Source organism: Citrobacter sp. Cpo090 (genome assembly GCF_030332665.1).
GTDB lineage: Bacteria > Pseudomonadota > Gammaproteobacteria > Enterobacterales > Enterobacteriaceae > Citrobacter > Citrobacter portucalensis.
In genome coordinates, this window is sequence record NZ_JAOWHK010000025.1 from 44,847 (window position 1) to 70,074 (window position 25,228).

The following is a 25,228-nucleotide window of genomic DNA, read 5'->3' on the forward strand; positions in this document are numbered from 1 at the left end:
CAATTCTGCTTAAAGCCATAAATCCCGTCTTTTTTACCGCTTACTCTTCCCATTGCTGGATAGCTGTTCTGGCATCATTCTCGCCTATATCTCTATCCAGGGTCTGATGCGTGGCAGAAGAAAGCGACGACGACAAAACAGAAGCCCCCACACCCCACCGACTTGAAAAAGCACGGGAAGAAGGGCAGATCCCCCGATCCAAAGAGCTGACCTCACTACTTATTTTGCTGGTGGGTGTGTGCATTATCTGGATTGGTGGGGAGTCGCTTGCCCGCAGACTGGCTGGCATGCTGTCGACCGGATTACGTTTTGACCACAGTATGGTCAACGACCCGAATCTGATCCTGAGCCAAATCATCCTGCTGATTAAAGACGCGATGATTGCGCTGTTGCCGTTGATTACCGGCGTCGTTCTGGTGGCACTAATCTCCCCGGTGATGCTTGGTGGCTTGATTTTCAGCGGTAAATCCCTGCAACCCAAATTCTCTAAGCTGAATCCGTTACCGGGCATTAAGCGCATGTTTTCCGCGCAAACCGGCGCAGAACTGCTCAAAGCGATACTGAAGTCCACGTTAGTGGGAAGCGTGGCCGGATTTTATCTCTGGCATAACTGGCCGGCGATGATGCGTCTGATGGCGGAGTCACCGATTACGGCGATGGGCAATGCCCTGGATTTAGTCGGTATGTGTGCACTACTGGTGGTGCTTGGCGTCATTCCGATGGTGGGGTTCGACGTCTTTTTCCAGATCTATAGCCATCTGAAAAAACTGCGTATGTCGCGTCAGGATATCCGCGATGAATTTAAGCAAAGCGAAGGTGATCCGCACGTTAAGGGCAAAATTCGTCAAATGCAGCGCGCGGCCGCTCAGCGTCGCATGATGGCGGATGTACCAAAAGCAGACGTTATTGTCACTAACCCTACGCACTACTCAGTGGCGTTGAAGTATGACGAGAACAAAATGAGTGCCCCGAAAGTTGTCGCTAAGGGGGCCGGACTGGTTGCGCTGCGCATTCGTGAAATTGGCGCAGAGCACCGTGTTCCTACGTTAGAAGCGCCACCACTGGCGCGTGCGCTCTATCGCCATGCTGAAATAGGTCAGCAAATACCGGGTCAATTGTATGCCGCCGTTGCCGAAGTACTGGCATGGGTATGGCAGCTAAAACGCTGGCGTCTGGCTGGCGGCAAGCGTCCACCACAACCTGAAAACCTTCCGGTGCCTGAAGCACTGGATTTCATGAACGAGAAGAATACTGATGGCTAATCTGGTCGCGATGCTGCGTCTGCCCAGCAACCTGAAATCCACGCAATGGCAAATCCTTGCCGGACCGATCCTCATCCTGCTGATCCTGTCGATGATGGTGCTGCCGCTGCCGGCTTTCGTCCTCGATTTGCTGTTCACCTTTAACATTGCGCTGTCGATCATGGTGCTGCTGGTGGCGATGTTCACCCAGCGTACGCTGGAGTTTGCCGCATTCCCGACGATTTTGCTGTTTACCACATTATTACGTCTGGCCCTGAACGTCGCGTCGACCCGTATCATTTTGATGGAAGGACACACCGGTGCAGCGGCGGCGGGGAAGGTAGTTGAAGCCTTTGGTCACTTCCTGGTGGGCGGTAACTTCGCGATCGGTATCGTGGTCTTCGTGATTCTTGTCATCATTAACTTTATGGTAATCACTAAAGGTGCAGGACGTATCGCCGAGGTAGGTGCGCGCTTTGTACTGGACGGAATGCCCGGCAAGCAGATGGCGATTGATGCGGATTTGAATGCCGGTCTGATTGGCGAAGATGAAGCTAAAAAACGACGCTCGGAAGTGACCCAGGAAGCGGATTTTTACGGCTCAATGGACGGTGCGAGTAAATTCGTCCGTGGAGACGCCATCGCCGGTATTTTGATCATGGTGATCAACGTAGTCGGCGGTCTGTTAGTTGGGGTGTTGCAGCATGGTATGAGCATGGGCAGCGCTGCGGAAAGTTATACCCTGCTGACCATCGGTGACGGGTTGGTGGCACAAATTCCTGCGCTGGTTATCTCTACCGCGGCGGGCGTTATCGTGACCCGCGTGAGTACCGACCAGGACGTTGGTGAACAGATGGTGACCCAGCTGTTCAGCAACCCCAGCGTTATGCTGCTCAGTGCGGCGGTACTTGGACTTTTGGGCCTGGTTCCGGGCATGCCGAACCTGGTGTTTCTGATGTTTACTGCCGCATTACTGGGCCTGGCCTGGTGGATGCGCGGTCGTGAGCAAAAAGCGCCGGATGAACCGCAGCCGGTGAAAATGCCGGAAAACAACTCCGTGGTGGAAGCCACGTGGAACGACGTGCAGCTGGAAGATTCGCTGGGCATGGAGGTAGGTTACCGCCTGATCCCAATGGTGGATTTTCAACAAGATGGTGAGTTGCTGGGGCGAATTCGCAGTATTCGTAAGAAATTTGCCCAGGATATGGGCTTCCTGCCGCCGGTGGTACATATCCGTGACAACATGGATCTGCAGCCGGCCCGCTATCGAATTTTGATGAAAGGGGTGGAAATTGGCAGCGGTGACGCCTATCCGGGACGCTGGCTGGCCATTAACCCAGGTACTGCCGCCGGGTCGCTGCCGGGTGAGAAAACGGTCGATCCGGCTTTCGGACTGGACGCTATCTGGATTGAAAGCGCATTGAAGGAACAGGCGCAGATTCAGGGCTTTACGGTGGTTGAAGCCAGTACTGTTGTCGCTACGCATCTAAACCACCTGATTGGGCAGTTCGCCGCTGAGCTGTTTGGCCGTCAGGAGGCGCAACAGCTACTGGATCGTGTGTCGCAGGAGATGCCGAAGCTGACGGAAGATCTGGTGCCGGGTGTTGTGACGCTCACCACGCTGCATAAAGTGCTGCAGAACTTGCTGGATGAGAAAGTACCGATTCGCGATATGCGCACCATTCTTGAAACGCTGGCGGAACATGCGCCACTGCAAAACGATCCGCATGAGCTTACCGCGGTCGTCCGTGTTGCGTTAGGACGCGCCATCACTCAGCAGTGGTTCCCGGGTAATGAAGAGGTTCAGGTTATCGGTCTTGATACTCCACTCGAGCGTTTGCTGCTGCAAGCACTACAGGGCGGCGGCGGCCTGGAGCCTGGGCTTGCAGACCGACTGCTGGCCCAGACTCAGGAAGCGCTGTCCCGACAGGAAATGTTGGGCGCGCCGCCGGTCTTGCTGGTTAATCACGCGTTACGTCCGTTACTGGCGCGGTTTTTACGTCGCAGCATCCCGCAGTTGGTGGTGTTATCGAACATGGAGCTTTCCGATAACCGCCATATCCGCATGACGGCGACCATTGGAGGTAAATAATGCGAAAGCTACTGTGGTTGTTGTTTTTTCCTCTGATGGCGCAGGCTGCCGGAGAAGGAGCCTGGCAGGCAAGCGGAATGGGGATCACCTTAAATCACCGTGGCCAGTCAGCCTCGTCTGCACCTCTGGTTCCCAGCCAGCCGGTCTCGGGTTTGATGACGCTGGTGGCCTGGCGCTATGAGCTGAATGGCCCCACGCCCGCAGGTTTGCGGGTGCGTTTATGTTCTCAGTCCCGATGTGTCGAGCTGGACGGGCAAAGTGGAACCACCAACGGGTTCAATAATGTTCCGGCCATTGAACCGATGCATTTTGTCTGGGAAGTCCCTGGCGGTGGTCGCCTGATCCCCGCGTTACGCATTCAGAGCAATCAGGTGATTGTGAACTACCGTTAACACCCTCCGTCATTCAGACCAGCAGTGGAAACTGCTGGTTGTTTCAACATTTAATCCTCTCATTCAATTAAATAGAAACGATGTTTTATAAAATAAGTGACGTACGTTGCCGGGCTCTTTGTATCCTTGCCATTTCACGAATCCTTCTGGCAGAAATAGAAAGGTTTCACTTCCTGTTAGCTTTTACTGTGACTCTATAAGGATGCCCATTGTCAAAGCGAGGATTGCGGGGCCTCCCAAATAAAGCTGCTGCGCCGCAACAGGGGCAGGTCACAGCATTGAATCCGACATTGACAGAGGTTAAGTAAATGATTGTTTACCCGGTTAAACATAGCCCGTTATTGAGTCAGCCAGAACATTTTATTGCCAGGGATGAATTAAAAACACTGATCAAAAAGGTGACGCATAACCTCGTCAATATTCATGACGAAACCGGCGAGTTCTTGCTGCGTCTGGACGATGGACGCGTAATTGATACCAAGGGCTGGGCGGGATGGGAGTGGACCCACGGCATCGGTTTATACGGGATGTATCAGTACTATCTGCAAACCGGCGATGAAACGATGCGCGATATCATCGACAGCTGGTTTACCGATCGCTTTGCTGAAGGTGCAACCACCAAAAATGTGAATACCATGGCGCCATTTTTAACGTTGGCGTATCGTTATGAAGAGACGCGTAATCCCACGTATCTGCCGTGGCTCGACAGCTGGGCTGAGTGGGCAATGCATGAGATGCCGCGTACTGAATTCGGTGGTATGCAACACATCACGCTGGCGGAAGAAAACCACCAACAGATGTGGGATGACACGCTGATGATGACGGTTTTACCGCTGGCGAAGATTGGCAAGCTACTCAATCGCCCGGACTATATCGAAGAGGCAACGTATCAGTTCCTGCTACACGTGCAAAACCTGATGGATAAAGAAACGGGGCTGTGGTTCCACGGCTGGAGCTATGAAGGAAATCACAACTTTGCCAATGCCCGCTGGGCGCGTGGCAACAGTTGGTTAACTATCGTGATCCCGGACTTCCTTGAATTACTTGATTTACCGGAAAACAATGCTGTTCACCGCTATCTGGTTCAGGTCCTGAACGCGCAAATCGCGGCGCTGGCGAAATGCCAGGATAAAAGTGGCTTGTGGCATACCTTGCTGGACGACCCGCAGTCGTATCTGGAAGCATCGGCAACTGCCGGATTTGCCTATGGGATCCTCAAAGCAGTACGTAAACGCTATGTTGGGCAAGAGTATGCGCTGGTGGCTGAAAAAGCCATTCGCGGCATTGTGCAGCATATTTCACCGGAAGGTGAACTGCTGCACACCTCGTTTGGTACCGGGATGGGACACAATCTCGATTTCTACCGCAACATCCCTCGGACCTCTATGCCTTACGGACAGGCGATGGCGATGCTGTGTCTTACCGAATACTTGCGAAAGTATTTTTGATATCGGTATTCGATGGCGATGCTGCTATCGGAACTGATTGTTCAGCCGTTGCTGTTTGTTCCGTGTTGTCCTGCGGGGCAAACAGATGATCCATGATTTGACGCATAACCGGCGCGGCGGTGACACCATCGCTGCCGCCGTTTTCCAGAATTAACGCCACCGCGACTTTCGGGTTCTTATAGGGTGCAAATGCGGTATAAAACACGTGGTCGCGCAAGCGGACAGGGATCATCTTCGCATTGTAGGTCTGATTTTCTTTCAGGCTAAAGACCTGTGAGGTGCCACTTTTCGCCGCAATGCCATAAGGCGCGGTGTGAAAGAACTTATAACCTGTACCATTTGGTTCATTCGCCATGCCGAACATCGCCTGACGCACCAGTCCCCAGTAGGGCGATGAGGCTGAGGCGATTTGTGACGGTGCTTCTGGAGCCTGATACGGCGTGATGGTTTTGCCGCTCTCTTCATCGAGCAGCAGGTGAGGGACGATAACCTTGCCGTTGTTAATCAGTGCGACCATGGCTTTTACCATCTGGATAGGCGTGGCAATCCAGTAGCCCTGGCCGATGCCAACTGAAATAGTATCCCCCTGATACCAGGCTTTTTTGTGCACTTTTTGCTTCCATTCACGGCTCGGGAGCAGGCCGTTATACTCCTCATCAAGATCGATGCCGGTCGGTTTACCGTAACCAAACTGGCTGAGCATGCTGTTAATCCGGTCGATCCCCATCATATACGCTACCTGATAGAAGAACGTATCGGCAGACTCTTCTATCGCTTTGGTGACATCCAGCATACCGTGGCCCGTTTTTTTCCAGTCACGGTAATGTCGCTCGGTGCCGGGTAGCGTCCAGGTAGGGGCACCGAAGAAACTGGTCTGCGGCGTGATCACACCATTCAGTAATGCCGACATCGCCATATACGGTTTGACCGTTGAAGCGGGAGGGTACAACCCCTGCGTGACGCGGTTGATTAATGGCAGGTCTTTATCCTGAAGTAGCTTGTTATAGTCCTGATAGCTGATGCCTTTGACAAACGGATTGGGGTCATAGCTGGGGTTTGAGACCATCGCCAGTACGGAACCGTCGTGTGGATCTTCAACCAAAACGGCGGCACGCTGGCCAGCCAACAGGCTTTCAATGTATTGCTGTAAATGTAAATCCAGCGTCAGATGGATATCTTTTCCGGCAACGGGCGGCACATCTTTGATCAGGCGTACGATGCGTCCGTGGTTATCTACTTCCACCTCCTGATAACCGGTCTTTCCATGCAGTTCGTTTTCGTAATAGCGCTCAATACCTTGCTTACCGATGTTGTGATCGGCGGCGTAGTTCTCTGCCTGACCCTTTTGATCCAGTGCTTTCAGGTCGTTGTCATTGATTTTTGAAACATAACCCAGGACATGCGCCAGCGCCGCGCCATAGGGATACTGGCGGTCTTCGTAGCTATTGATGTTGACGCCGCTAAAATGAAACTGGTTTACCGAAAAACGGGCGATTTCGACATCGGTTAGCGCATTTTTTAGCACCACAGGACGATAGCGGCTGCTGGCTTTCAGCTCATGGCGAAACTGGTCTATGTCATCAGGAGTGAGGTCAACGATCGGCGTGAGCTGCTGGATTAACGCATTCATATCGCTGATTTTATAAGGTGTAACGGAAATATCGTACCAGGTGACGTTGCGCACCAGCGGGATGCCGTTGCGATCGTAAATCATGCCACGCGTTGGTGCGACGGGCAGCATTTTGATGTCGTTTGCATTCGACCGGGTGGTGTAATACTGGTGCTGACAGATTTGTAAGTTATACAGATTGTAAATCAGGATGCCAAAACAGATGACTACCAGGCCAAAGGCCACCAATACACGCCGCTGGAAGAGTTTTTCTTCCGCCTCAAAATCTCTGAATGTCATTGACCCGTACCCGATTAATTCGCCGCCTAATGATACGGAGGCTTAGACGGGATGACAGGCAAAAGATGTTCCATATCTCTAGGGAAATGTGTCATTCCTTGTGGGTTGTTACAAATTACAGTAAGCGTAGCCGTTTCTCGCCGGCCTGAGAGCGCTGACTACGAGGGTGGTCATTCGGGAAAATAAAAAAGCCCGCGACATAGCGCGGGCTTTCACAGTACTGGAGGTGATTACATACGTTCTACGGTTTCGATACCCAGTGTATCCAGACCCAGCTTCAGGGTTTTCGCTGTCAGTTGTGCCAGTTTCAGTCGGCTGTTGCGAATCTCTTCGTTTTCAGCGCTGAGAATAGGGCAGTGCTCGTAGAAGCCGGAGAACAGACCAGCAACGTCGTACAGGTAAGCACACATCACGTGTGGCGTACCTTCACGCGCAACGACGGTCAGCGTTTCTTCAAACTGCAGCAGACGCGCCGCCAGTTGAGCTTCGCGATCTTCGCTGATAACGACCTGCGCATTTGCCAGCGCGCTTTCGTCGATATCTGCTTTACGGAACACGGACAGTACGCGGGTATAGGCGTACTGCATATATGGCGCGGTGTTACCTTCGAACGCCAGCATGTTGTCCCAGTCGAAGATGTAGTCGGTAGTACGGTTTTTGGACAGGTCCGCATATTTTACCGCGCCGATACCGACCGCATTTGCCAGCTTTTCCAGCTCGTCGGCAGGCATGTCCGGGTTCTTCTCCGCGACCAGACGACGTGCGCGCTCCAGCGCTTCATCCAGCAGATCGGCCAGTTTCACCGTGCCGCCTGCGCGGGTTTTGAACGGCTTGCCGTCTTTGCCCAGCATCATACCGAACATGTGGTGTTCCAGCGGCACTGAATCCGGCACATAACCAGCTTTACGTACGATGGTCCAGGCCTGCATTAAGTGCTGATGCTGACGGGAGTCGATGTAATAAAGTACGCGATCGGCATGCAGGGTTTCGTAACGATACTTGGCGCAGGCGATGTCGGTTGTGGTGTAGAGATAACCGCCATCTTTTTTCTGAATGATAACGCCCATCGGTTCGCCTTCCTTGTTCTTATACTCATCAAGGAATACGACGGTAGCGCCTTCGCTTTCAACAGCCAGGCCTTTCGCCTTCAGATCGGCCACGATACCAGGCAGCATCGGGTTGTACAGGCTCTCGCCCATGACGTCGTCACGGGTCAGGGTAACGTTGAGGCGATCGTAGGTTAACTGGTTCTGCGACATGGTAATGTCGACCAGTTTGCGCCACATCTCGCGGAAGTATTCGTCGCCGCCTTGCAGTTTCACGACATAACTACGGGCGCGTTCCGCGAAGGCTTCATCTTCGTCGTAATGTTTTTTCGCATCACGGTAGAAACCTTCCAGGTCAGCCAGCGCCATCTCCCCGGCATTTTCCTGCTGCTGTTTTTCCAGCCATGCAATGAGCATACCGAACTGAGTACCCCAGTCGCCAACGTGGTTGGCGCGGATAACTTTGTGACCGAGGAACTCCAGCGTACGCACCGCCGCGTCACCAATGATGGTGGAACGCAGGTGACCAACGTGCATTTCTTTCGCTACGTTAGGCGCGGAGTAGTCAACCACGACGGTTTGTTTAGCCGGTTGAGTGACGCCCAGACGATCGGAAGCCAGCGCCTGCTGAACGTGCTGCGCCAGAAATGCCGGATCGAGGAAAATATTGATAAAGCCTGGGCCTGCAATTTCAACTTTGCTGGCAATCCCGTTGAGATCCAGATGAGTCAGCACCTGCTCAGCCAGTTGTCGCGGCGCCATACCCAGTTTTTTAGCGACAGCCATCATGCCGTTAGCTTGATAGTCGCCGAACTGTACTTTTGCTGACTGACGAACCTGCGGTTCGCAATCTGCAGGCGCGCCTGCAGCAATCATGGCCTGACTGACTTTTTCTGAGAGAAGAGCCTGAATATTCACCGGAATACCTTACATTTATGAAGCGGCCTAAAATTCACCGCACCAGTTTAAGAATTAAGGGCGGGAGTATACTGCAAATGCCCGTTGGCGTCAGCATTGTGTGTACCGCCAGTAGCCTGAAATATAAACAATGCAATGGTGTAAATTTTTTCATGATGTGTTCGGAAAAAACAGCTGTTGGATGGCGCAGCGCAACAGAGTAAATTAGCGACTTTGAACATGGATATGAGCTTTTAATATGGCGAACTGGCAAACCGTTGCAGAACTACAGGATATTTCTGCAGATTTACCGCATTTCACGCAGGCATTAACGGAACTTTCTACCCGTCTTGGGCTGGATATCACAGGCCTGGAAGCCGATCACATTTCCTTGCGTTGCCATCAAAATACCACCGCAGAACGCTGGCGTCGTGGGTTTGAGCAGTGCGGTGAATTGTTGTCAGAAAACATCATTAACGGCAGACCTATTTGTCTTTTTAAACTGCATGAGCCGGTTTGTGTGCAACATTGGCAATTTTCCATCGTCGAGCTGCCGTGGCCGGGCGAAAAACGCTACCCACATGAAGGCTGGGAACATATTGAAATTGTTCTGCCGGGAGAGGCGGAAACGTTGAATGCGCGCGCGCTGGCGCTGCTTTCCGATCACGGTCTGAGTCAACCGGGCATATTTGTGAAAACCAGCTCGCCAAAAGGTGAACGTGAGCGTTTACCGAATCCGACGCTGGCGGTCAGCGATGGCAGCGTAACGATAAAATTCCATCCGTGGTCGATTGAAACCATCGTGGCAAGCGAACGTCAGGAGTGAGCATGGCTTTACTGGAAATCTGCTGTTACAGCATGGAGTGTGCGCGTACGGCGCAGCAAAACGGCGCGGATCGTATTGAACTTTGCTCGGCACCCAAAGAAGGGGGCTTAACGCCGTCACTGGGCGTCTTGCGTTCTGTTCGCCAGCACATTTCGATTCCCGTCAATCCCATTATTCGCCCACGTGGAGGGGACTTTTGCTACACCGAAGGTGAATTCGCTGCAATGCTGGATGATATTGCGATGGTCAGGGAACTGGGATTCTCAGGGCTGGTGACCGGCATTTTAGATGCGGATGGCAATGTCGATATGCCGCGCATGGAGAAAATAATGATTGCCGCCGGTTCGCTGCAAGTCACTTTTCATCGGGCCTTTGATATGTGTGCTAACCCACTCAATGCGCTTAAAAAATTAGCTGATTTGGGCATCGCCAGAGTACTCACTTCAGGGCAAAAATCAGATGCGGCGCAAGGTTTAACAAAAATAATGGAACTTATTGCGCAGCCCGGTGCTCCAATCATTATGGCCGGAGCGGGGGTTCGCGCCTCGAATTTGTCCCTGTTCCTTGATGCTGGGGTGCAGGAAGTCCACAGTTCTGCCGGAGTATGGCTGGCTTCACCAATGCGTTATCGCAATTCGGGGTTGTCGATGTCTTCGGATGCGCAGGCGGATGAGTATTCTCGCTATGCGGTAGACGGGACGGCGGTTGCTGAAATGAAAGCAATCATTGCACACCATCAGGCCAGCTGATTTTACCGTTGCATCATGTCGCCCAATATGATGCTTGCTCGTACCAGGCCCCTGCAATTTCAACAGGGGCCTTTTTTTATCCTTCTCCTGCATATTTCGGTCTGTTACTGCGTTGGCTTTCCTCGCGCACCCCGGTCACGTAGTTATCTACGCTCCCGAGGATTTGCTGCGTCGCCGCCTTGTCGCAAACCGAACTATTTTGGAGAAAATGTGCCACCAGTCAAAAATGACTAGGGCTTACGCGCAATCAATACCGCGCGTAATGGAGCAGGGTAGCCTTCTACCGTTTTGCTGTGGTCGTTTGGGTCGAGGAAGTCGGCCAGCGACTCGGTTACCATCCACTCGGTGCGGCGCTGCTCTTCGGTGGTGGTGACGCAGACATCGGCGATGCGCACATCAACAAAACCACATTTTTCCAGCCAGTTTTTTAGCGCCAGCGCAGACGGAATAAAGTAGACGTTACGCATCTGCGCGTAGCGATCGCCTGGCACCAGTACGGTATTTTCATCACCTTCGACGACCAGCGTTTCCAGCACCAGTTCGCCATCTTTAACCAACTGATCCTTTAACTGCCACAGATGTTCCAGCGGCGAGCGGCGGTGATAAAGCACGCCCATGGAGAACACAGTGTCAAAGGCGTTGAGCGCTGGAAGTTGCTCAATGCCCAGCGGCAGCAGGTGAGCGCGCTGGTCATTGCCCAGCAGTTTACGCACCGCCTCAAACTGGCACAGGAACAGTTGCGTAGGATCGATGCCAACCGCCAGATGCGCTCCAGCGCCAATCATGCGCCACATGTGATAGCCACTGCCGCAGCCGACGTCAAGAATGGTACGACCGGTGAGATCAGACAAGTGCGGCAGGACACGATCCCACTTCCAGTCGGAACGCCATTCGGTATCGATATTGACGCCGTACAGCGAGTACGGCCCTTTACGCCATGGCATCAGGTTACGCATCAGGGTGTCGATACGTTTAAGCTGACCTTCGCTGAGCGGCTCTTTGCTTTCTGCAGTAACGCTGTGCAGTAAATCCAGACGATGCGGCGTCAGCTCGGGCAGAAACTCGACGGCGTTTGACCATTGCTTAAAAAGACCGTGCTGATCGCGCTGCCAGGCAGCGATTTGTGCCGGAAGCGTTTCCAGCCAGTGGGAAAGATGGTTTTTGGCTATCAGCTGATAAAAGTTACCAAAGTCGATCATGCACTAACCTCAGCTTTCAGCGCCACCAGAGAACCAAAGTTGAAGCACTGGAACCACAATTCGCTGTGTTCGAAGCCTGCCTGATGCAGCCGTGCTTTGTGCGTTTCGACCGAGTCGGTCAGCATCACGTTTTCCAGCATGCTGCGCTTCTGGCTAATTTCCAGTTCGCTGTAGCCATTGGCCCGTTTGAAGTCGTGGTGCATGTTGAACAGCAGTTCGCCAACGTTAGCGTCTTCGAAACTGAATTTTTCAGACAGCACCAGCGCGCCGCCGGGATTCAGCCCTTGATAAATCTTATCCAACAATGCCTGGCGCTCAGGTGGCTCAAGGAATTGCAGGGTAAAATTCAGCACCACCATCGAGGCGTTTTCGATAGTAATGTTGCGAATATCGCCTTCGACAACCTCAACCGGGGTCGGTGCCTTATAGGCGTCAATATGACGACGGCAGCGCTCAACCATCGCCGGGGAGTTATCGACGGCAATAATTTTGCAATTTTCGTGATGAATATTGCGACGCACCGAGAGCGTCGCCGCGCCCAAAGAACAGCCCAGATCGTAGACCTGCGTGTTGGGTTGTACGAAACGTTCGGCCAGCATACCAATCATAGAAATGATATTGGAATAGCCAGGAACGGAACGCTGGATCATATCCGGGAAGACTTCAGCTACCCGTTCATCAAAGGTCCAGTCACCCAGACTGGCGATAGGCGCAGAAAAAAGCGTGTCGCGGTGAGACATAACGTAAAAATCCGGGAAAAATAAAGTGGCGTATTGTGCGCTAATGCAGGGAGAAAACCAACTCCCAGGGCATATACCAAAGATTCGCCAGCACCATTAGCAACAGCGAACACCAGGTTGCGCTCATGCCCGAACGGCGCCAGCGGAATAGCCGGTGGTGGAATCCGTAATAATGCATCAGTCGTCCGGCAATCAACATCAGCCCGCAAATATGCACCATCCACGTCTCTGCGCCGTTCATTTCCATAAATAACAGCAGCACTAATGCGACGGGAATATATTCCACCGCATTACCGTGAATGCGGATAGCGCTTTGCAGCTCGCTAAAACCTCCATCGCCATAGGCAACGCGGTATTGCATGCGCAGGCGAACGACGTCAAAGGAGAACTTTATTAACAATAACGCACCCAATACGGCATAAAGCGCGCTTACCATACAAACTCCCTTTACTCGTCATACTTCAAGTTGCATGCGCGGTGGCTGTAGATACTCGACCCATCCCTGGGTCTCGCCCCATTCGGGGCCGCTGCAGGCCGCGTTCAAATCTGCTCCCGGCAGATTTGTCGCTCCCCTCAGTCACTTACTAATGTAAGCTCCTGAGGATTCTCTCCCTTGCCATCTTCCTGCAACTCGAATTATTTAGAGTACGGTTGGGTTGATGGCACTGACTATGATAGGTGGCATTTTCAGAAAAGAGAAGATTGCTGTGGAATAGAGGGAGCTGATCCGATCTGTGGCAGAGCACTGCGTAAATCCGCCCATAGCGTATCAACAAGCTCCGGGGCCTGCGCGATGTCCGGTGTATGCAAAAACAGATACGGCGTCGTGGTGCGTTGCCATTGCGGCAGCTTGGTCAGCCAGACGGCAAAAAGTTCGCTGTTTTGCGCCATATTATCGCTACCGATAAAGCGTACCATCGGATGGTTTGCCGTCACCACGGCATGCACCGGAACCTTCGGTTTCTTGCGCTGGGCGTCACGTATCGCTTCAGTATGCGGGATTGCGGCATGCACCGGACGGCTGTCCAGAATCACCCGGTTTACTCCACGCTCGTGTAAACCGCGATTAAATAGCTGTTCGGCTTCGCCTTTGGCAAAGAACTCCGGATGGCGAACTTCCACACCGTAGGTAAAGGATTTCGGGAGCGCATCGAGAAACTGCCACAGGGCAGGCAGGTCGCGTGGGCCAAAAGTCGCGGGTAATTGCAGCCAGTATTGTCCAATACGTGACTCCAGCGGCGACATGCGCGTAAAAAATTCCTGTACCTGGTCATCACAATTACGCAGCGCAGCCTGGTGCGAAATAGTCGCCGGAAATTTAAAACAAAATCGAAACGCATCGGTAGTCTGTGCCTGCCAGCGGGAAACAATAACGGCTTTTGGCAGCGCGTACAGCGTAGTGTTGCCCTCCACGCAGTTAAAGTGGCGGGCATACTCTTCAAGGCTGGTGATCCCCAGACGCACCCATTTTGGATGCGACCACTGGGGTAAACCGATGTAGATCATAGCGCTTGCAGAATCTCCTCCACGCTGCGAACGCGCGCAATGCGCGGGAAAATATGGGTCATGCTGCCCTGGTGTTGCTCAGCACTGGCGGCGCTACAGGCATCCTCTGCAATGATAAGACTGAAACCCAGCTCCCACGCATTTCGCGCCGTCGACTCAACGCCAATGTTCGTCGAGATCCCGCACAGAACGATGGTATCAATACCCCGGCGACGCAGCTGCAATTCCAGATCGGTGCCATAGAAGGCTCCCCACTGGCGTTTAGTCACTTCGATATCGCTGGCGCATTTCCCCAGAGCCGCCGGGTAATCCCACCAGTTTTCGGGCAACGCTTTTGCCGGAGTCTGAGCATCTACGGGTTGTTTCAGCGCTTCGGCGTAATCGTCAGACCAGCCGACGCGCACCATTACCACCGGGGAACCGTGGGCACGGAATTTTTCCGCCAACTGCGCGGCGCGGGTAACCACATCATGTGCCGTATGAGGCCCGCCAGCGAAAGGCAGGATCCCTTCCTGTAAATCAATCACGACAAGGGCGGTTGTTTTAGCGTTCAATTCCAGCATGGTCACTCCAGTAATAAAAGAATTCCGTTACACCTTAATCGCGAATCAGTGTGAAAGGGGCGACAATTTTTGTTATTTTTTGTGAGATTACGCAATGCCCGTCCAGGAAACAGGCGTACAGTCAGTACCGGACTGAGAGTCTATCCCAGTAGGCTCTTATCGTGCGGCAGAATTTCCAGTATAATAGCCGCCTTTTTTCATTCAGTTGTGACATTCAGCTAAAGCTGCGACTTCGTCATCTGCGAGACAGGTGACAATCCGCCTGCGGCAAAGTTAAGGGATATCTCATGCGTACAGAATATTGCGGACAGCTACGTCTGTCCCACGAGGGGCAGCAGGTGACTCTGTGTGGTTGGGTCAACCGTCGTCGTGATCTTGGTAGCCTGATCTTTATCGATATGCGCGACCGCGAAGGTATCGTGCAGGTATTTTTCGATCCGGACCGTGCGGACGCGTTAAAGCTGGCCTCCGAACTGCGTAATGAGTTCTGCATCCAGGTTACGGGCACCGTGCGTGCGCGTGACGCGAAAAACGTCAACGCCGATATGGCAACGGGCGAAATTGAAGTGCTGGCCTCCGATCTGACCATCATCAACCGTTCAGACTCGCTGCCGTTGGACTCTAACCACGTCAACACCGAAGAAGCGCGACTGAAGTATCGCTATTTAGACCTGCGTCGCCCTGAAATGGCGCAGCGCCTGAAAACGCGTGCCAAAATCACCAGTCTGGTGCGTCGTTTTATGGACGACCACGGCTTCCTCGACATTGAAACACCGATGCTGACCAAAGCGACGCCGGAAGGTGCGCGCGATTACCTGGTACCTTCTCGCGTACATAAAGGTAAATTCTACGCACTGCCGCAATCACCTCAGTTGTTTAAACAGCTGCTGATGATGTCTGGCTTTGATCGCTACTATCAGATCGTAAAATGCTTCCGTGATGAAGACTTACGTGCTGACCGTCAGCCAGAATTTACCCAGATCGACGTTGAGACTTCCTTCATGACCGCACCGCAGGTGCGTGAAGTGATGGAAGCGCTGGTGCGTAATCTGTGGCTGGAAGTGAAAGGTGTGGATCTGGGTGATTTCCCGATCATGACCTTTGCCGAAGCTGAGCGTCGTTACGGTTCCGATAAACCAGACCTGCGTAACCCGATGGAGCTGGTTGACGTTGCCGATCTGGTGAAAGACGTTGAGTTCGCAGTGTTCTCTGGTCCGGCAAACGATGCGAAAGGCCGCGTAGCTGCTCTGCGTGTACCGGGCGGTGCTGCACTGAGCCGTAAGCAGATCGACGATTACGGTAACTTTATTAAGATTTACGGCGCGAAAGGCCTGGCTTACATCAAAGTCACCGAGCGTGCAAAAGGCCTGGAAGGTATCACCAGCCCGGTTGCTAAGTTCCTGAACGCAGAAATTGTGGAAGCGATTCTGGCACGTACCGGTGCGCAAGACGGCGACATGATTTTCTTCGGTGCCGACAACAAGAAAGTAGTTGCCGACGCGATGGGCGCGCTGCGTCTGAAACTAGGTAAAGACCTGAACATCACCGACGAAGCCAAATGGGCGCCGCTGTGGGTTATCGACTTCCCAATGTTTGAAGACGATGGTGAAGGCGGACTGACCGCCATGCACCACCCGTTCACCGCGCCGAAAGATATGACGGCCGCTGAGCTGAAAGCTGCGCCGGAAGACGCGGTTGCCAACGCGTACGATATGGTCATCAACGGCTATGAAGTGGGCGGCGGTTCCGTGCGTATTCACAACGGCGACATGCAGCAAACCGTATTCGGTATTCTGGGCATTAACGAGCAAGAGCAGCGTGAGAAATTCGGCTTCCTGCTGGATGCGCTAAAATACGGTACACCGCCGCATGCGGGCCTGGCATTTGGTCTGGATCGTCTGACTATGCTGTTGACCGGTACTGATAACATTCGTGACGTTATTGCTTTCCCGAAAACCACGGCTGCAGCGTGTCTGATGACTGAAGCGCCAAGCTTTGCCAACGAAGCAGCGCTGGCGGAACTGAGCATTCAGGTTGTTAAGAAGGCCGAGAATAACTGATATGACATATAAACAGCCTGTCTCGGTGTTAGTCGTGATTTATGCAAAGGACACCGGGAGAGTGCTGATGTTACAGCGACGCGACGATCCTGATTTCTGGCAGTCGGTCACCGGCAGCCTTGAAGAAGGTGAAACCGCGTCGCAAGCCGCCATGCGCGAAGTAAAGGAAGAAGTCGCCATTGATGTTGCAACTGAGCAACTGACCTTAATTGACTGTCAGCGCACGGTGGAGTTTGAAATTTTTAGCCATTTACGTCATCGCTATGCGCCGGGAATTGAGCGTAATACTGAATCCTGGTTTTGTCTGGCACTTCCCTCAGAACGAGAGATCGTGTTCACCGAACATCTGACCTATCGTTGGGTTAATGCGGTTGAAGCCGCCCAATTAACCAAGTCGTGGAGTAACCGGCAGGCGATTGAAGAGTTTGTAATTAACGTCGCCTGAAAAGGCGCGCTTTTTGGAGATATTATTTATGGCAGGTCATAGTAAATGGGCCAACACCAGACACCGTAAAGCAGCGCAGGATGCTAAACGCGGTAAAATTTTCACCAAAATAATTCGTGAGCTGGTGACGGCGGCTAAACTGGGCGGCGGCGATCCGGACGCTAACCCGCGTCTGCGTGCAGCGGTTGATAAAGCGCTGGCTAACAACATGACCCGTGACACCCTGAACCGTGCAATCGCGCGCGGTGTGGGTGGTGATGAAGATTCCAACATGGAAACCATCATCTATGAAGGTTACGGTCCTGGCGGTACAGCCGTTATGATTGAATGTCTGTCTGACAACCGTAACCGTACCGTTGCGGAAGTGCGTCACGCGTTCACGAAAACGGGCGGCAACCTCGGTACCGACGGTTCAGTGGCTTACCTGTTCAGCAAAAAAGGCGTTATCTCCTTTGAACAAGGCGATGAAGACGCCATCATGGAAGCAGCACTGGAAGCTGGTGCTGAAGACGTTGTGACCTTCGACGACGGCGCAATTGACGTTTACACCGCGTGGGAAGAGATGGGCAAAGTACGTGACGCGCTGGAAGCGGCTGGTCTGAAAGCGGACGCGGCTGAAGTGTCTATGATTCCATCCACTAAAGCAGATATGGATGCAGAAACAGCGCCGAAGCTGATGCGTCTGATCGATATGCTGGAAGACTGCGACGACGTGCAGGAAGTTTACCATAACGGCGAGATCTCTGATGAGGTTGCAGCTACCTTAGAATGAGGTGGCTGTACCGCAACCTGACAGGAGGTGCGTGATGTCTATTATTCTCGGCATTGACCCGGGGTCGCGCATCACCGGTTATGGCGTAATCCGTCAGGTCGGCAGACAGCTGACCTACCTCGGCAGCGGCTGCATTCGTACCAAAGTTGACGATCTCCCGTCACGTCTGAAGTTGATTTACGCGGGCGTGACGGAAATCATCACCCAGTTCCAGCCGGACTATTTTGCCATTGAGCAGGTCTTTATGGCGAAGAACGCCGACTCGGCGCTAAAGCTGGGACAGGCACGCGGCGTGGCAATCGTTGCGGCGACCAATCAGGATCTTCCTGTCTTTGAATATGCGGCCCGCCAGGTGAAACAGACCGTGGTGGGGATCGGTAGCGCGGAAAAAAGCCAGGTCCAGCATATGGTTCGCACGTTGCTAAAACTCCCGGCGAATCCGCAAGCGGATGCCGCGGATGCGCTGGCGATTGCCATTACCCACTGCCATGTCAGTCAGAACGCCATGCAAATGAGCGAGTCGAGGCTGAATTTGGCGCGAGGTCGATTACGTTAGTGACAAATGAGGCTGGATATCTATCCAGCCTTTTTTTATGATAGCGCATTACCTTTTAGCCCTTAACGCAGGAGCGTCACGTGATAGGCAGACTCAGAGGCATCATTCTTGAAAAACAACCCCCGCTGGTCCTTCTGGAAACGGGCGGGGTAGGCTATGAAGTGCATATGCCGATGACCTGTTTCTACGAGTTGCCGGAAGCCGGACAAGAAGCGATTATCTTCACCCATTTTGTGGTGCGAGAAGATGCTCAGCTATTGTATGGCTTTAACAACAAGCAAGAACGCACGCTGTTTAAAGAGTTAATCAAAACCAATGGCGTGGGACCGAAGCTGGCACTGGCGATCCTCTCCGGTATGTCTGCGCAGCAGTTCGTTAATGCCGTTGAGCGCGAAGAGCTGGGCGCGCTGGTGAAATTACCGGGTATTGGTAAGAAAACCGCAGAACGCCTGATTGTTGAAATGAAAGACCGCTTTAAAGGTTTGCATGGCGATCTCTTTACACCAGCGGCAGATCTGGTCCTGACTTCTCCGGCAAGCCCGACAACGGACGACGCCGAGCAGGAAGCGGTTGCTGCGCTGGTGGCGTTGGGCTATAAACCACAGGAAGCCAGCCGCATGGTGAGCAAAATTGCCCGCCCTGATGCCAGCAGTGAAACCCTGATTCGTGAAGCGCTTCGCGCGGCATTGTGAGGTAAAGGATGATTGAAGCAGATCGCCTGATTTCGGCTGTCAGCACGACCCCTGAAGATTTGGTGGATCGTGCGATCCGCCCAAAATTGCTGGAAGAGTATATTGGCCAGCCTCAGGTCCGCTCGCAAATGGAGATTTTTATCCAGGCGGCGAAGCTGCGCGGTGACGCTCTCGATCACCTGCTGATTTTCGGTCCTCCTGGCCTTGGTAAAACCACGCTTGCCAATATTGTCGCCAATGAAATGGGCGTTAATCTGCGCACCACGTCCGGTCCGGTACTGGAAAAAGCGGGTGACCTGGCGGCAATGCTTACCAACCTTGAACCCCACGATGTGCTGTTTATCGATGAAATCCATCGTTTATCACCGGTGGTGGAAGAGGTGCTGTATCCGGCGATGGAAGATTATCAGTTGGACATCATGATTGGTGAAGGGCCGGCTGCACGTTCGATTAAGATCGATCTGCCGCCGTTCACGCTAATCGGGGCGACGACGCGCGCCGGGTCATTAACCTCTCCGCTGCGTGACCGTTTTGGTATTGTGCAGCGTCTGGAGTTCTATCAGGTGGCTGACCTGCAGCACATTGTTGGGCGTAGCGCACGCTTTATGGGCCTGGAAATGAGCGATGAAGGCGCACTGGAAGTGGCGCGTCGGGCCCGCGGTACGCCGCGTATCGCCAACCGTTTATTACGCCGGGTACGCGATTTCGCTGAAGTGAAGCATGACGGCACGATTTCGGCTGATATTGCTGCCCAGGCGCTGGATATGCTCAATGTGGATGCGGAAGGGTTCGATTATATGGACCGTAAGCTGCTGCTGGCGGTTATCGATAAATTCTTCGGCGGACCGGTAGGGCTGGATAACCTGGCGGCGGCGATCGGGGAAGAGCGTGAAACCATTGAGGACGTGCTGGAGCCGTATCTGATTCAGCAAGGTTTTCTGCAGCGTACGCCGCGCGGAAGAATGGCAACCGTGCGCGCCTGGAACCATTTTGGCATTACTCCGCCACAAATGCCTTAGTGCCTGATGTCGCTACGCTCATCAGGCCTGGGCGATTTTGTAGGCCCGGTAAGCGCAGCGCCACCGGGCAACGCATGCCTAGCTCGCTTGCTTTTTCATCATGCTGAAAATAAACAGCAGCGCGGCGCACAGCACCACGGAAGGACCCGCTGGCGTGTCATAGAAGGCCGAGAAGGTCAGCCCGCCTGTAACTGCTATCATTCCCACACCAACGGCAACCCCTGCCATCTGTTCCGGCGTACGGGCAAAGCGGCGGGCGGTCGCCGCAGGGATGATAAGCAGTGAGGTGATAATCAGCGCCCCGACAAACTTCATCGCCACGCCAATCGTTAACGCCGTAACCAGCATCAGCAGCAGCTTCACGCGTTGCAGCTTCACGCCATCGACAAATGCCAGATCCGGACTGATGGTCATCGACAGCAGGTTGCGCCACTGCCAGAACAGAATCGCCAGAACAATAACCACGCCAATGGCGATGGAGATAAGATCTTCTGGCGTCACGGCGAGCAAATCACCAAACAGGTAAGCCATCAGATCCACACGGATGTTGGACATCAGGCTGACAACAACCAGCCCCAATGACAACGCGCTGTGCGCCATAATGCCCAGTAAAGTATCGATCGCGAGGTGAGGGCGCTTCTCCAGCCATACCAGACCGCCAGCCAGCAACAGGGTGACGGCGATAACCGCATAGAAAGGATTTACATCCAGCAGCAGGCCAAAGGCAACCCCCAGCAGCGAAGCATGGGCCAGCGTATCACCGAAATATGACATCCGACGCCAGACTACAAACGAGCCGAGTGGGCCAGCGGCACAGGCCAGCATGATCCCGGCTAACCAGCCGGGTAATAACAATTCAATCATGAGTGACCATTTCCCCGGCGTAAGACGATACGACCCTGTAAATCGTGGCGGTGATTGTGATTATGACGGTAAATTCCGAGTTGTTCAGCGCCGCGTTGCCCGAACATTGAGATGAATTCCGGGTGCATAGAAACCACTTCCGGCGCACCGGAACAGCAAATATGATGGTTCAGGCACAGTACCTCATCGGTTTTGGCCATCACCAAATGCAGGTCATGGGAAACCATCAGTACGGCGCAATCCAGTTCACGTCGCAACTGGTCGATAAGGTCGTACAGTGCGACCTGCCCATTGACATCCACGCCCTGGGTTGGTTCATCAAGCACCAGTAGCTGGGGTTTATTCAATAAAGCACGCGCCAACAGGACGCGTTGCGTTTCCCCGCCAGAGAGCTTTTGCATCGGCGCATCCATCAGATGCCCGGCCTGAACGCGCTTCAGTGCCGGAAGGATATCCTCTTTTTTGGTGCCGGGACGTAAGCGCATAAACCGACTTACCGTCAGCGGAAGCGTAGTATCGAGGTACAGTTTTTGCGGTACATAGCCAATCCGCAATTGACCATTACGCTTGATAACTCCCTCATCAGCCGCTACCAGTCCTAATACAACGCGCACCAACGTAGACTTCCCGGCACCATTGGGGCCGAGAAGCGTTAAAATTTTACCGGGTCGAAGTTCAAGCGATACGTCAGACAGGACGCGGCGTTGACCATAAGAGACCGAGACATTTTCCAGTGAAACCAAAGTCGTCATTTCAATTTTAGTCTTGCAGAAGTTATAGAATGTTATAATATCACATTTCTTACATTCATTACGATGATTGGTCGCATTATGTTACATAAAAATACGCTTCTTTTCGCAGCATTATCCGCTGCTCTTTGGGGTAGTGCAACACAGGCAGCAAATGCCGCTGTGGTGGCCTCGCTCAAGCCGCTGGGATTTATTGCTTCAGCCATTGCAGACGGGGTAACAGACACTGAGGTTCTACTGCCTGACGGGGCTTCAGAACACGACTACTCACTGCGTCCATCAGACGTAAAACGCTTACAGGGCGCGGACTTAGTTGTTTGGATTGGACCTGAGATGGAAGCGTTCATGGAAAAATCAGTCAAGAATATTCCTAACGCGAAACAGGTAACGATTGCGCAGCTTAATGACGTGAAACCGTTACTCATGAAAGGTGCTGATGACGACGATGACGATCATGGACACAATGATGCTGGCAGTGAAAAAAGTGACGAGCATCACCATCATGGCGATTACAACATGCATCTTTGGCTTTCCCCAGAGATAGCGCGGGCCTCAGCGGTTGCAATCCATGAAAAATTAGTGGAACTTATGCCGCAAAGTCGAGCCAAACTTGACGCCAACCTGAAGGATTTTGAGGCACAATTAGCCGCAACCGATAAGCAGGTAGGTAACGAGCTCGCACCGCTCAAGGGAAAAGGTTATTTCGTTTTTCATGACGCCTATGGCTACTACGAAAAACACTACGGACTAACACCGCTTGGTCACTTTACCGTGAACCCTGAGATTCAACCTGGTGCGCAGCGTTTACATGAAATAAGAACACAGTTGGTTGAGCAAAAAGCAACCTGCGTTTTTGCTGAGCCACAGTTCAGGCCAGCGGTCGTTGAAGCCGTCGCGAGAGGGACATCCGTTCGAATGGGAACGTTGGATCCGCTCGGAACGAATATCAAACTGGGTAAAACAAGCTATTCAGCGTTTTTGAACCAATTAGCCAACCAGTATGCGAGCTGCCTGAAAGGAGATTAATGAGGAAGTGAATACGTGCAACAGATAGCCCGCTCTGTCGCTCTGGCATTTAATAATCTGCCGCGACCCCATCGCGTTATGCTGGGGTCGCTTACCGTACTGACATTGGCCGTCGCCGTCTGGCGGCCTTATGTTTACCATCCTGATTCTGCACCCATCGTTAAAACTATTGAGCTGGAAAAAAGCGAGATTCGCTCACTGTTGCCTGAGGCCAGTGAACCTATCGATCAGGCCGCGCAGGAAGACGAAGCCATTCCGCAGGATGAACTGGATGACAAAACGTCTGGTGAAGCTGGCGTGCATGAGTATGTCGTCTCCACGGGCGATACGCTGAGCAGCATTCTGAATCAGTACGGCATCGATATGGGCGACATCAGTCGGCTCGCTGCTTCCGATAAAGAACTGCGTAATCTGAAAATTGGTCAGCAGCTTTCGTGGACCTTAAGTGCGGAAGGTGACCTGCAGCGTCTGACCTGGGAAGTGTCCCGCCGTGAAACCCGTACTTACGATCGTACTGCGACAGGTTTCAAAATGAGCAGCGAAATGCAGCAGGGCGATTGGGTTAACAGCCGTATCAAAGGCACTGTGGGCGGAAGCTTCGTCGCCAGCGCCAAAGAGGCCGGACTGACCAGCTCTGAAATCAGCGCGGTGATTAAAGCCATGCAGTGGCAGATGGATTTCCGCAAACTGAAAAAAGGCGATGAGTTCTCGGTGCTGATGTCTCGCGAAATGCTGGACGGTAAGCGCGAGCAAAGCCAACTGCTGGGCGTGCGTTTACGTTCTGAAGGCAAAGACTATTACGCCATTCGTGCTGAAGACGGTAAGTTTTATGACCGTAACGGTACCGGGCTGGCAAAAGGCTTCATGCGTTTCCCGACGGCGAAACAGTTCCGTATCTCCTCGAACTTTAACCCGCGTCGCCTGAATCCGGTGACTGGACGCGTAGCGCCGCACAAAGGTGTCGACTTTGCGATGCCGCAGGGGACGCCGGTACTGTCGGTGGGCGATGGTGAAGTGGTTGTAGCGAAGCGTAGCGGCGCCGCCGGATACTATGTTGCGGTACGTCATGGTCGCACCTACACCACCCGCTATATGCACCTGCGTAAGCTGTTGGTCAAACCTGGTCAAAAAGTGAAACGTGGCGATCGTATCGCGCTGTCAGGTAACACCGGGCGTTCAACCGGTCCACATCTGCACTACGAAGTGTGGATCAACCAGCAGGCCGTGAACCCTCTGACGGCGAAACTGCCGCGCACAGAAGGTCTGACCGGCTCGGATCGCACCGATTATCTGGCGCAGGTGAAAGAAGTTATGCCTCAGCTACGTTTTGATTAATTAGCACACTGATAAAGCCGGTACGCGATGCGTGCCGGCTTTTTTATTTTGTACGGCGCACGGTGCGCCGCTACACTATCAGCAGATTTACTTTTCGCGGCACCAGACACTGGAAGAGCATGGAAACGAAAAAAAAGAATATTGAGTATATCCCTGAGTTTCATAAATCATTTCGCCATCCGCGCTACTGGGGCGCCTGGCTGGGTGTAGCGGCGATAGCTGGGATTGCGTTAACGCCTGCGTCGTTTCGCGATCCTATTCTGGCAAAGCTCGGACGGATGGCTGGACGCTTGGGAAAAAGCTCACGTCGCAGAGCACTGATCAATTTATCCCTTTGTTTTCCAGAACGCAGCGAAGCTGAGCGCGAAGCCATTGTCGATGAGATGTTCGCGACAGCCCCTCAGGCGATGGTCATGATGGCGGAGCTGGCCCTACGCGGTCCGGAGAAAATTCAGAATCGGGTTGACTGGCAGGGCCTTGAAATCATCGAAGAGATGCGCCGTAACGATGAAAAAGTGATTTTTCTCGTTCCACATGGTTGGGGCGTAGATATCCCGGCGATGCTGATGGCTTCCCAGGGACAGAAAATGGCTGCGATGTTCCACAATCAGGGAAACCCGGTGTTTGATTACGTCTGGAACAAGGTACGCCGTCGCTTCGGTGGTCGTTTGCATGCGCGTAATGATGGCATCAAACCGTTTATTCAGTCTGTACGTCAGGGATATTGGGGATACTACCTGCCGGATCAGGACCATGGGCCTGAGCACAGCGAGTTTGTCGATTTTTTTGCTACCTATAAAGCCACGTTACCGGCAATTGGTCGCCTGATGAAGGTTTGCCATGCGCGAGTAGTGCCGCTGTTTCCGGTGTATGACGGAAAAACGCACCGCCTGACGATTAAGGTCCGTCCTCCGATGGATGACATCCTGACAGCGGATGACCACACCATTGCCAGACGAATGAACGAAGAGGTGGAGATTTTTGTCACGCCTCATGTCGAACAATACACCTGGATACTGAAATTGCTTAAGACGCGTAAACCCGGCGAGATTGAGCCCTATAAGCGCAAAGATCTCTATCCGAAGAAATAAAAAAAAGCCTC

At 53.0% G+C, this 25,228-nt stretch carries 24 protein-coding genes; 15 read left to right on the plus strand and 9 right to left on the minus strand.

The genetic code is table 11. The features are described 5' to 3' along the window. Positions 1–110: 110 nt before the first annotated feature. From flhB to bglB, 4 genes are all read left to right on the plus strand, one after another. A complete protein-coding gene (flhB, locus tag OGY83_RS02740; protein WP_079939875.1) occupies positions 111–1,262 on the plus strand; it encodes a flagellar biosynthesis protein FlhB in 1,152 nt (383 codons plus the stop codon). After that, on the plus strand, positions 1,255–3,333 hold the full coding sequence (gene flhA, locus OGY83_RS02745) for a flagellar biosynthesis protein FlhA (RefSeq protein WP_003034666.1): 2,079 nt from the start codon (positions 1,255–1,257) through the stop codon (positions 3,331–3,333). Before flhB ends, flhA begins: the two co-directional genes overlap by 8 nt. After that, a complete protein-coding gene (gene flhE / locus OGY83_RS02750) occupies positions 3,333–3,725 on the plus strand; it encodes a flagellar protein FlhE (protein WP_079939876.1) in 393 nt (130 codons plus the stop codon). The genes flhA and flhE overlap by 1 nt, the downstream gene beginning before the upstream one ends. A gap of 308 nt (positions 3,726–4,033) precedes the next feature. Beyond that, positions 4,034–5,173 (plus strand): beta-galactosidase BglB, encoded by a 1,140-nt coding sequence (gene bglB / locus OGY83_RS02755; protein ID WP_286635218.1) that lies wholly within the window; start codon positions 4,034–4,036, stop codon positions 5,171–5,173. Here the strand turns inward: bglB and mrdA2 are convergent. Continuing rightward, positions 5,145–7,082, minus strand: coding sequence for a peptidoglycan DD-transpeptidase MrdA2 (gene mrdA2, locus OGY83_RS02760; RefSeq protein WP_123267395.1), 1,938 nt, complete (start codon positions 7,080–7,082; stop codon positions 5,145–5,147). The two genes, bglB and mrdA2, sit on opposite strands and share 29 nt — an antisense overlap. Positions 7,083–7,312: 230 nt before the next feature. After that, on the minus strand, positions 7,313–9,046 hold the full coding sequence (gene argS, locus OGY83_RS02765; RefSeq protein WP_079939879.1) for an arginine--tRNA ligase: 1,734 nt from the start codon (positions 9,044–9,046) through the stop codon (positions 7,313–7,315). A 238-nt stretch (positions 9,047–9,284) separates the two neighbouring features. Here argS and OGY83_RS02770 point away from each other — a divergent pair, with 238 nt between their 5' ends. Both OGY83_RS02770 and cutC read left to right on the plus strand, forming a co-directional pair. Then, positions 9,285–9,851, plus strand: a complete 567-nt coding sequence (locus OGY83_RS02770; protein WP_003833855.1) for a VOC family protein — start codon at positions 9,285–9,287, stop codon at positions 9,849–9,851. Between the two features lie 2 nt (positions 9,852–9,853). Further along, complete coding sequence (cutC, locus tag OGY83_RS02775) at positions 9,854–10,600, plus strand: copper homeostasis protein CutC (protein WP_191214397.1); 747 nt, start codon at positions 9,854–9,856, stop codon at positions 10,598–10,600. A gap of 230 nt (positions 10,601–10,830) precedes the next feature. Here the strand turns inward: cutC and cmoB are convergent, their stop codons facing one another. The 5 genes from cmoB to OGY83_RS02800 form a co-directional block, all read right to left on the minus strand. Then, positions 10,831–11,799, minus strand: coding sequence for a tRNA 5-methoxyuridine(34)/uridine 5-oxyacetic acid(34) synthase CmoB (cmoB, locus tag OGY83_RS02780; protein WP_003833851.1), 969 nt, complete (start codon positions 11,797–11,799; stop codon positions 10,831–10,833). Further along, positions 11,796–12,539 (minus strand): carboxy-S-adenosyl-L-methionine synthase CmoA, encoded by a 744-nt coding sequence (gene cmoA, locus OGY83_RS02785; RefSeq protein WP_003034686.1) that lies wholly within the window; start codon positions 12,537–12,539, stop codon positions 11,796–11,798. The genes cmoB and cmoA overlap by 4 nt, the downstream gene beginning before the upstream one ends. 40 nt (positions 12,540–12,579) lie before the next feature. Beyond that, positions 12,580–12,975, minus strand: coding sequence for an MAPEG family protein (locus tag OGY83_RS02790; RefSeq protein ID WP_003833847.1), 396 nt, complete (start codon positions 12,973–12,975; stop codon positions 12,580–12,582). 251 nt (positions 12,976–13,226) lie between these two features. Next, positions 13,227–14,045 (minus strand): DUF72 domain-containing protein, encoded by an 819-nt coding sequence (locus OGY83_RS02795; protein WP_286635221.1) that lies wholly within the window; start codon positions 14,043–14,045, stop codon positions 13,227–13,229. After that, entirely contained in the window at positions 14,042–14,608 is a 567-nt protein-coding gene (locus tag OGY83_RS02800) for a hydrolase (protein WP_126317822.1), read from the minus strand. Before OGY83_RS02800 ends, OGY83_RS02795 begins: the two co-directional genes overlap by 4 nt. 287 nt (positions 14,609–14,895) lie before the next feature. Here OGY83_RS02800 and aspS point away from each other — a divergent pair, with 287 nt between their 5' ends. The 6 genes from aspS to ruvB all read left to right on the plus strand — a co-directional run bounded on the left by aspS (position 14,896) and on the right by ruvB (position 20,152). Next, positions 14,896–16,668, plus strand: a complete 1,773-nt coding sequence (aspS, locus tag OGY83_RS02805) for an aspartate--tRNA ligase (protein WP_123267390.1) — start codon at positions 14,896–14,898, stop codon at positions 16,666–16,668. A gap of 1 nt (position 16,669) precedes the next feature. Beyond that, positions 16,670–17,113, plus strand: coding sequence for a dihydroneopterin triphosphate diphosphatase (gene nudB, locus OGY83_RS02810; protein ID WP_191228585.1), 444 nt, complete (start codon positions 16,670–16,672; stop codon positions 17,111–17,113). Positions 17,114–17,141: 28 nt separating this feature from the next. Beyond that, positions 17,142–17,885 carry a YebC/PmpR family DNA-binding transcriptional regulator gene (locus tag OGY83_RS02815; RefSeq protein WP_003833836.1) on the plus strand — a complete coding sequence of 248 codons (744 nt, stop codon included), beginning with the start codon at positions 17,142–17,144 and terminating at the stop codon, positions 17,883–17,885. Positions 17,886–17,919: 34 nt separating this feature from the next. Next, positions 17,920–18,441 (plus strand): crossover junction endodeoxyribonuclease RuvC, encoded by a 522-nt coding sequence (gene ruvC / locus OGY83_RS02820; protein ID WP_003034867.1) that lies wholly within the window; start codon positions 17,920–17,922, stop codon positions 18,439–18,441. 80 nt (positions 18,442–18,521) lie between these two features. After that, on the plus strand, positions 18,522–19,133 hold the full coding sequence (ruvA, locus tag OGY83_RS02825) for a Holliday junction branch migration protein RuvA (RefSeq protein ID WP_043016727.1): 612 nt from the start codon (positions 18,522–18,524) through the stop codon (positions 19,131–19,133). A gap of 8 nt (positions 19,134–19,141) precedes the next feature. Beyond that, positions 19,142–20,152 carry a Holliday junction branch migration DNA helicase RuvB gene (gene ruvB, locus OGY83_RS02830; RefSeq protein ID WP_003034872.1) on the plus strand — a complete coding sequence of 337 codons (1,011 nt, stop codon included), beginning with the start codon at positions 19,142–19,144 and terminating at the stop codon, positions 20,150–20,152. Positions 20,153–20,230: 78 nt separating this feature from the next. On the opposite strand, the gene znuB is transcribed toward ruvB, so the two are convergent. Continuing rightward, positions 20,231–21,016 (minus strand): zinc ABC transporter permease subunit ZnuB, encoded by a 786-nt coding sequence (gene znuB, locus OGY83_RS02835; RefSeq protein WP_003034874.1) that lies wholly within the window; start codon positions 21,014–21,016, stop codon positions 20,231–20,233. Continuing rightward, complete coding sequence (gene znuC / locus OGY83_RS02840) at positions 21,013–21,768, minus strand: zinc ABC transporter ATP-binding protein ZnuC (RefSeq protein ID WP_003833829.1); 756 nt, start codon at positions 21,766–21,768, stop codon at positions 21,013–21,015. Before znuC ends, znuB begins: the two co-directional genes overlap by 4 nt. Before the next feature lie 78 nt (positions 21,769–21,846). Between znuC and znuA the strand changes: the two genes are divergently transcribed. The 3 genes from znuA (at position 21,847) to lpxM (ending at position 25,217) form a co-directional block, all read left to right on the plus strand. After that, the gene (gene znuA / locus OGY83_RS02845; RefSeq protein ID WP_003844151.1) at positions 21,847–22,791 is read left to right on the plus strand and encodes a zinc ABC transporter substrate-binding protein ZnuA; all 945 of its coding nucleotides are present in this window, start codon (positions 21,847–21,849) and stop codon (positions 22,789–22,791) included. A 15-nt stretch (positions 22,792–22,806) separates the two neighbouring features. Next, positions 22,807–24,126 carry a murein DD-endopeptidase MepM gene (gene mepM / locus OGY83_RS02850; RefSeq protein ID WP_079939887.1) on the plus strand — a complete coding sequence of 440 codons (1,320 nt, stop codon included), beginning with the start codon at positions 22,807–22,809 and terminating at the stop codon, positions 24,124–24,126. Between the two features lie 119 nt (positions 24,127–24,245). After that, positions 24,246–25,217, plus strand: a complete 972-nt coding sequence (gene lpxM, locus OGY83_RS02855) for a lauroyl-Kdo(2)-lipid IV(A) myristoyltransferase (RefSeq protein ID WP_286635225.1) — start codon at positions 24,246–24,248, stop codon at positions 25,215–25,217. Positions 25,218–25,228 lie beyond the last annotated feature (11 nt).

What these genes read in the sequence shown, in the direction of transcription:
- flhA (WP_003034666.1), top strand. Translation starts at nt 1,255, where the DNA reads ATGGCTAATCTGGTCGCGATGCTGCGTCTGCCCAGCAACCTGAAATCC.
- OGY83_RS02770 (WP_003833855.1), top strand. Translation starts at nt 9,285, where the DNA reads ATGGCGAACTGGCAAACCGTTGCAGAACTACAGGATATTTCTGCAGAT.
- lpxM (WP_286635225.1), top strand. Translation starts at nt 24,246, where the DNA reads ATGGAAACGAAAAAAAAGAATATTGAGTATATCCCTGAGTTTCATAAA.
- OGY83_RS02800 (WP_126317822.1), bottom strand. Translation starts at nt 14,608, where the DNA reads ATGCTGGAATTGAACGCTAAAACAACCGCCCTTGTCGTGATTGATTTA.
- ruvB (WP_003034872.1), top strand. Translation starts at nt 19,142, where the DNA reads ATGATTGAAGCAGATCGCCTGATTTCGGCTGTCAGCACGACCCCTGAA.
- OGY83_RS02815 (WP_003833836.1), top strand. Translation starts at nt 17,142, where the DNA reads ATGGCAGGTCATAGTAAATGGGCCAACACCAGACACCGTAAAGCAGCG.
- OGY83_RS02790 (WP_003833847.1), bottom strand. Translation starts at nt 12,975, where the DNA reads ATGGTAAGCGCGCTTTATGCCGTATTGGGTGCGTTATTGTTAATAAAG.
- aspS (WP_123267390.1), top strand. Translation starts at nt 14,896, where the DNA reads ATGCGTACAGAATATTGCGGACAGCTACGTCTGTCCCACGAGGGGCAG.
- znuC (WP_003833829.1), bottom strand. Translation starts at nt 21,768, where the DNA reads ATGACGACTTTGGTTTCACTGGAAAATGTCTCGGTCTCTTATGGTCAA.
- cutC (WP_191214397.1), top strand. Translation starts at nt 9,854, where the DNA reads ATGGCTTTACTGGAAATCTGCTGTTACAGCATGGAGTGTGCGCGTACG.
- bglB (WP_286635218.1), top strand. Translation starts at nt 4,034, where the DNA reads ATGATTGTTTACCCGGTTAAACATAGCCCGTTATTGAGTCAGCCAGAA.
- OGY83_RS02795 (WP_286635221.1), bottom strand. Translation starts at nt 14,045, where the DNA reads ATGATCTACATCGGTTTACCCCAGTGGTCGCATCCAAAATGGGTGCGT.
- cmoB (WP_003833851.1), bottom strand. Translation starts at nt 11,799, where the DNA reads ATGATCGACTTTGGTAACTTTTATCAGCTGATAGCCAAAAACCATCTT.
- ruvC (WP_003034867.1), top strand. Translation starts at nt 17,920, where the DNA reads ATGTCTATTATTCTCGGCATTGACCCGGGGTCGCGCATCACCGGTTAT.
- znuA (WP_003844151.1), top strand. Translation starts at nt 21,847, where the DNA reads ATGTTACATAAAAATACGCTTCTTTTCGCAGCATTATCCGCTGCTCTT.
- znuB (WP_003034874.1), bottom strand. Translation starts at nt 21,016, where the DNA reads ATGATTGAATTGTTATTACCCGGCTGGTTAGCCGGGATCATGCTGGCC.
- cmoA (WP_003034686.1), bottom strand. Translation starts at nt 12,539, where the DNA reads ATGTCTCACCGCGACACGCTTTTTTCTGCGCCTATCGCCAGTCTGGGT.
- mrdA2 (WP_123267395.1), bottom strand. Translation starts at nt 7,082, where the DNA reads ATGACATTCAGAGATTTTGAGGCGGAAGAAAAACTCTTCCAGCGGCGT.
- nudB (WP_191228585.1), top strand. Translation starts at nt 16,670, where the DNA reads ATGACATATAAACAGCCTGTCTCGGTGTTAGTCGTGATTTATGCAAAG.
- flhE (WP_079939876.1), top strand. Translation starts at nt 3,333, where the DNA reads ATGCGAAAGCTACTGTGGTTGTTGTTTTTTCCTCTGATGGCGCAGGCT.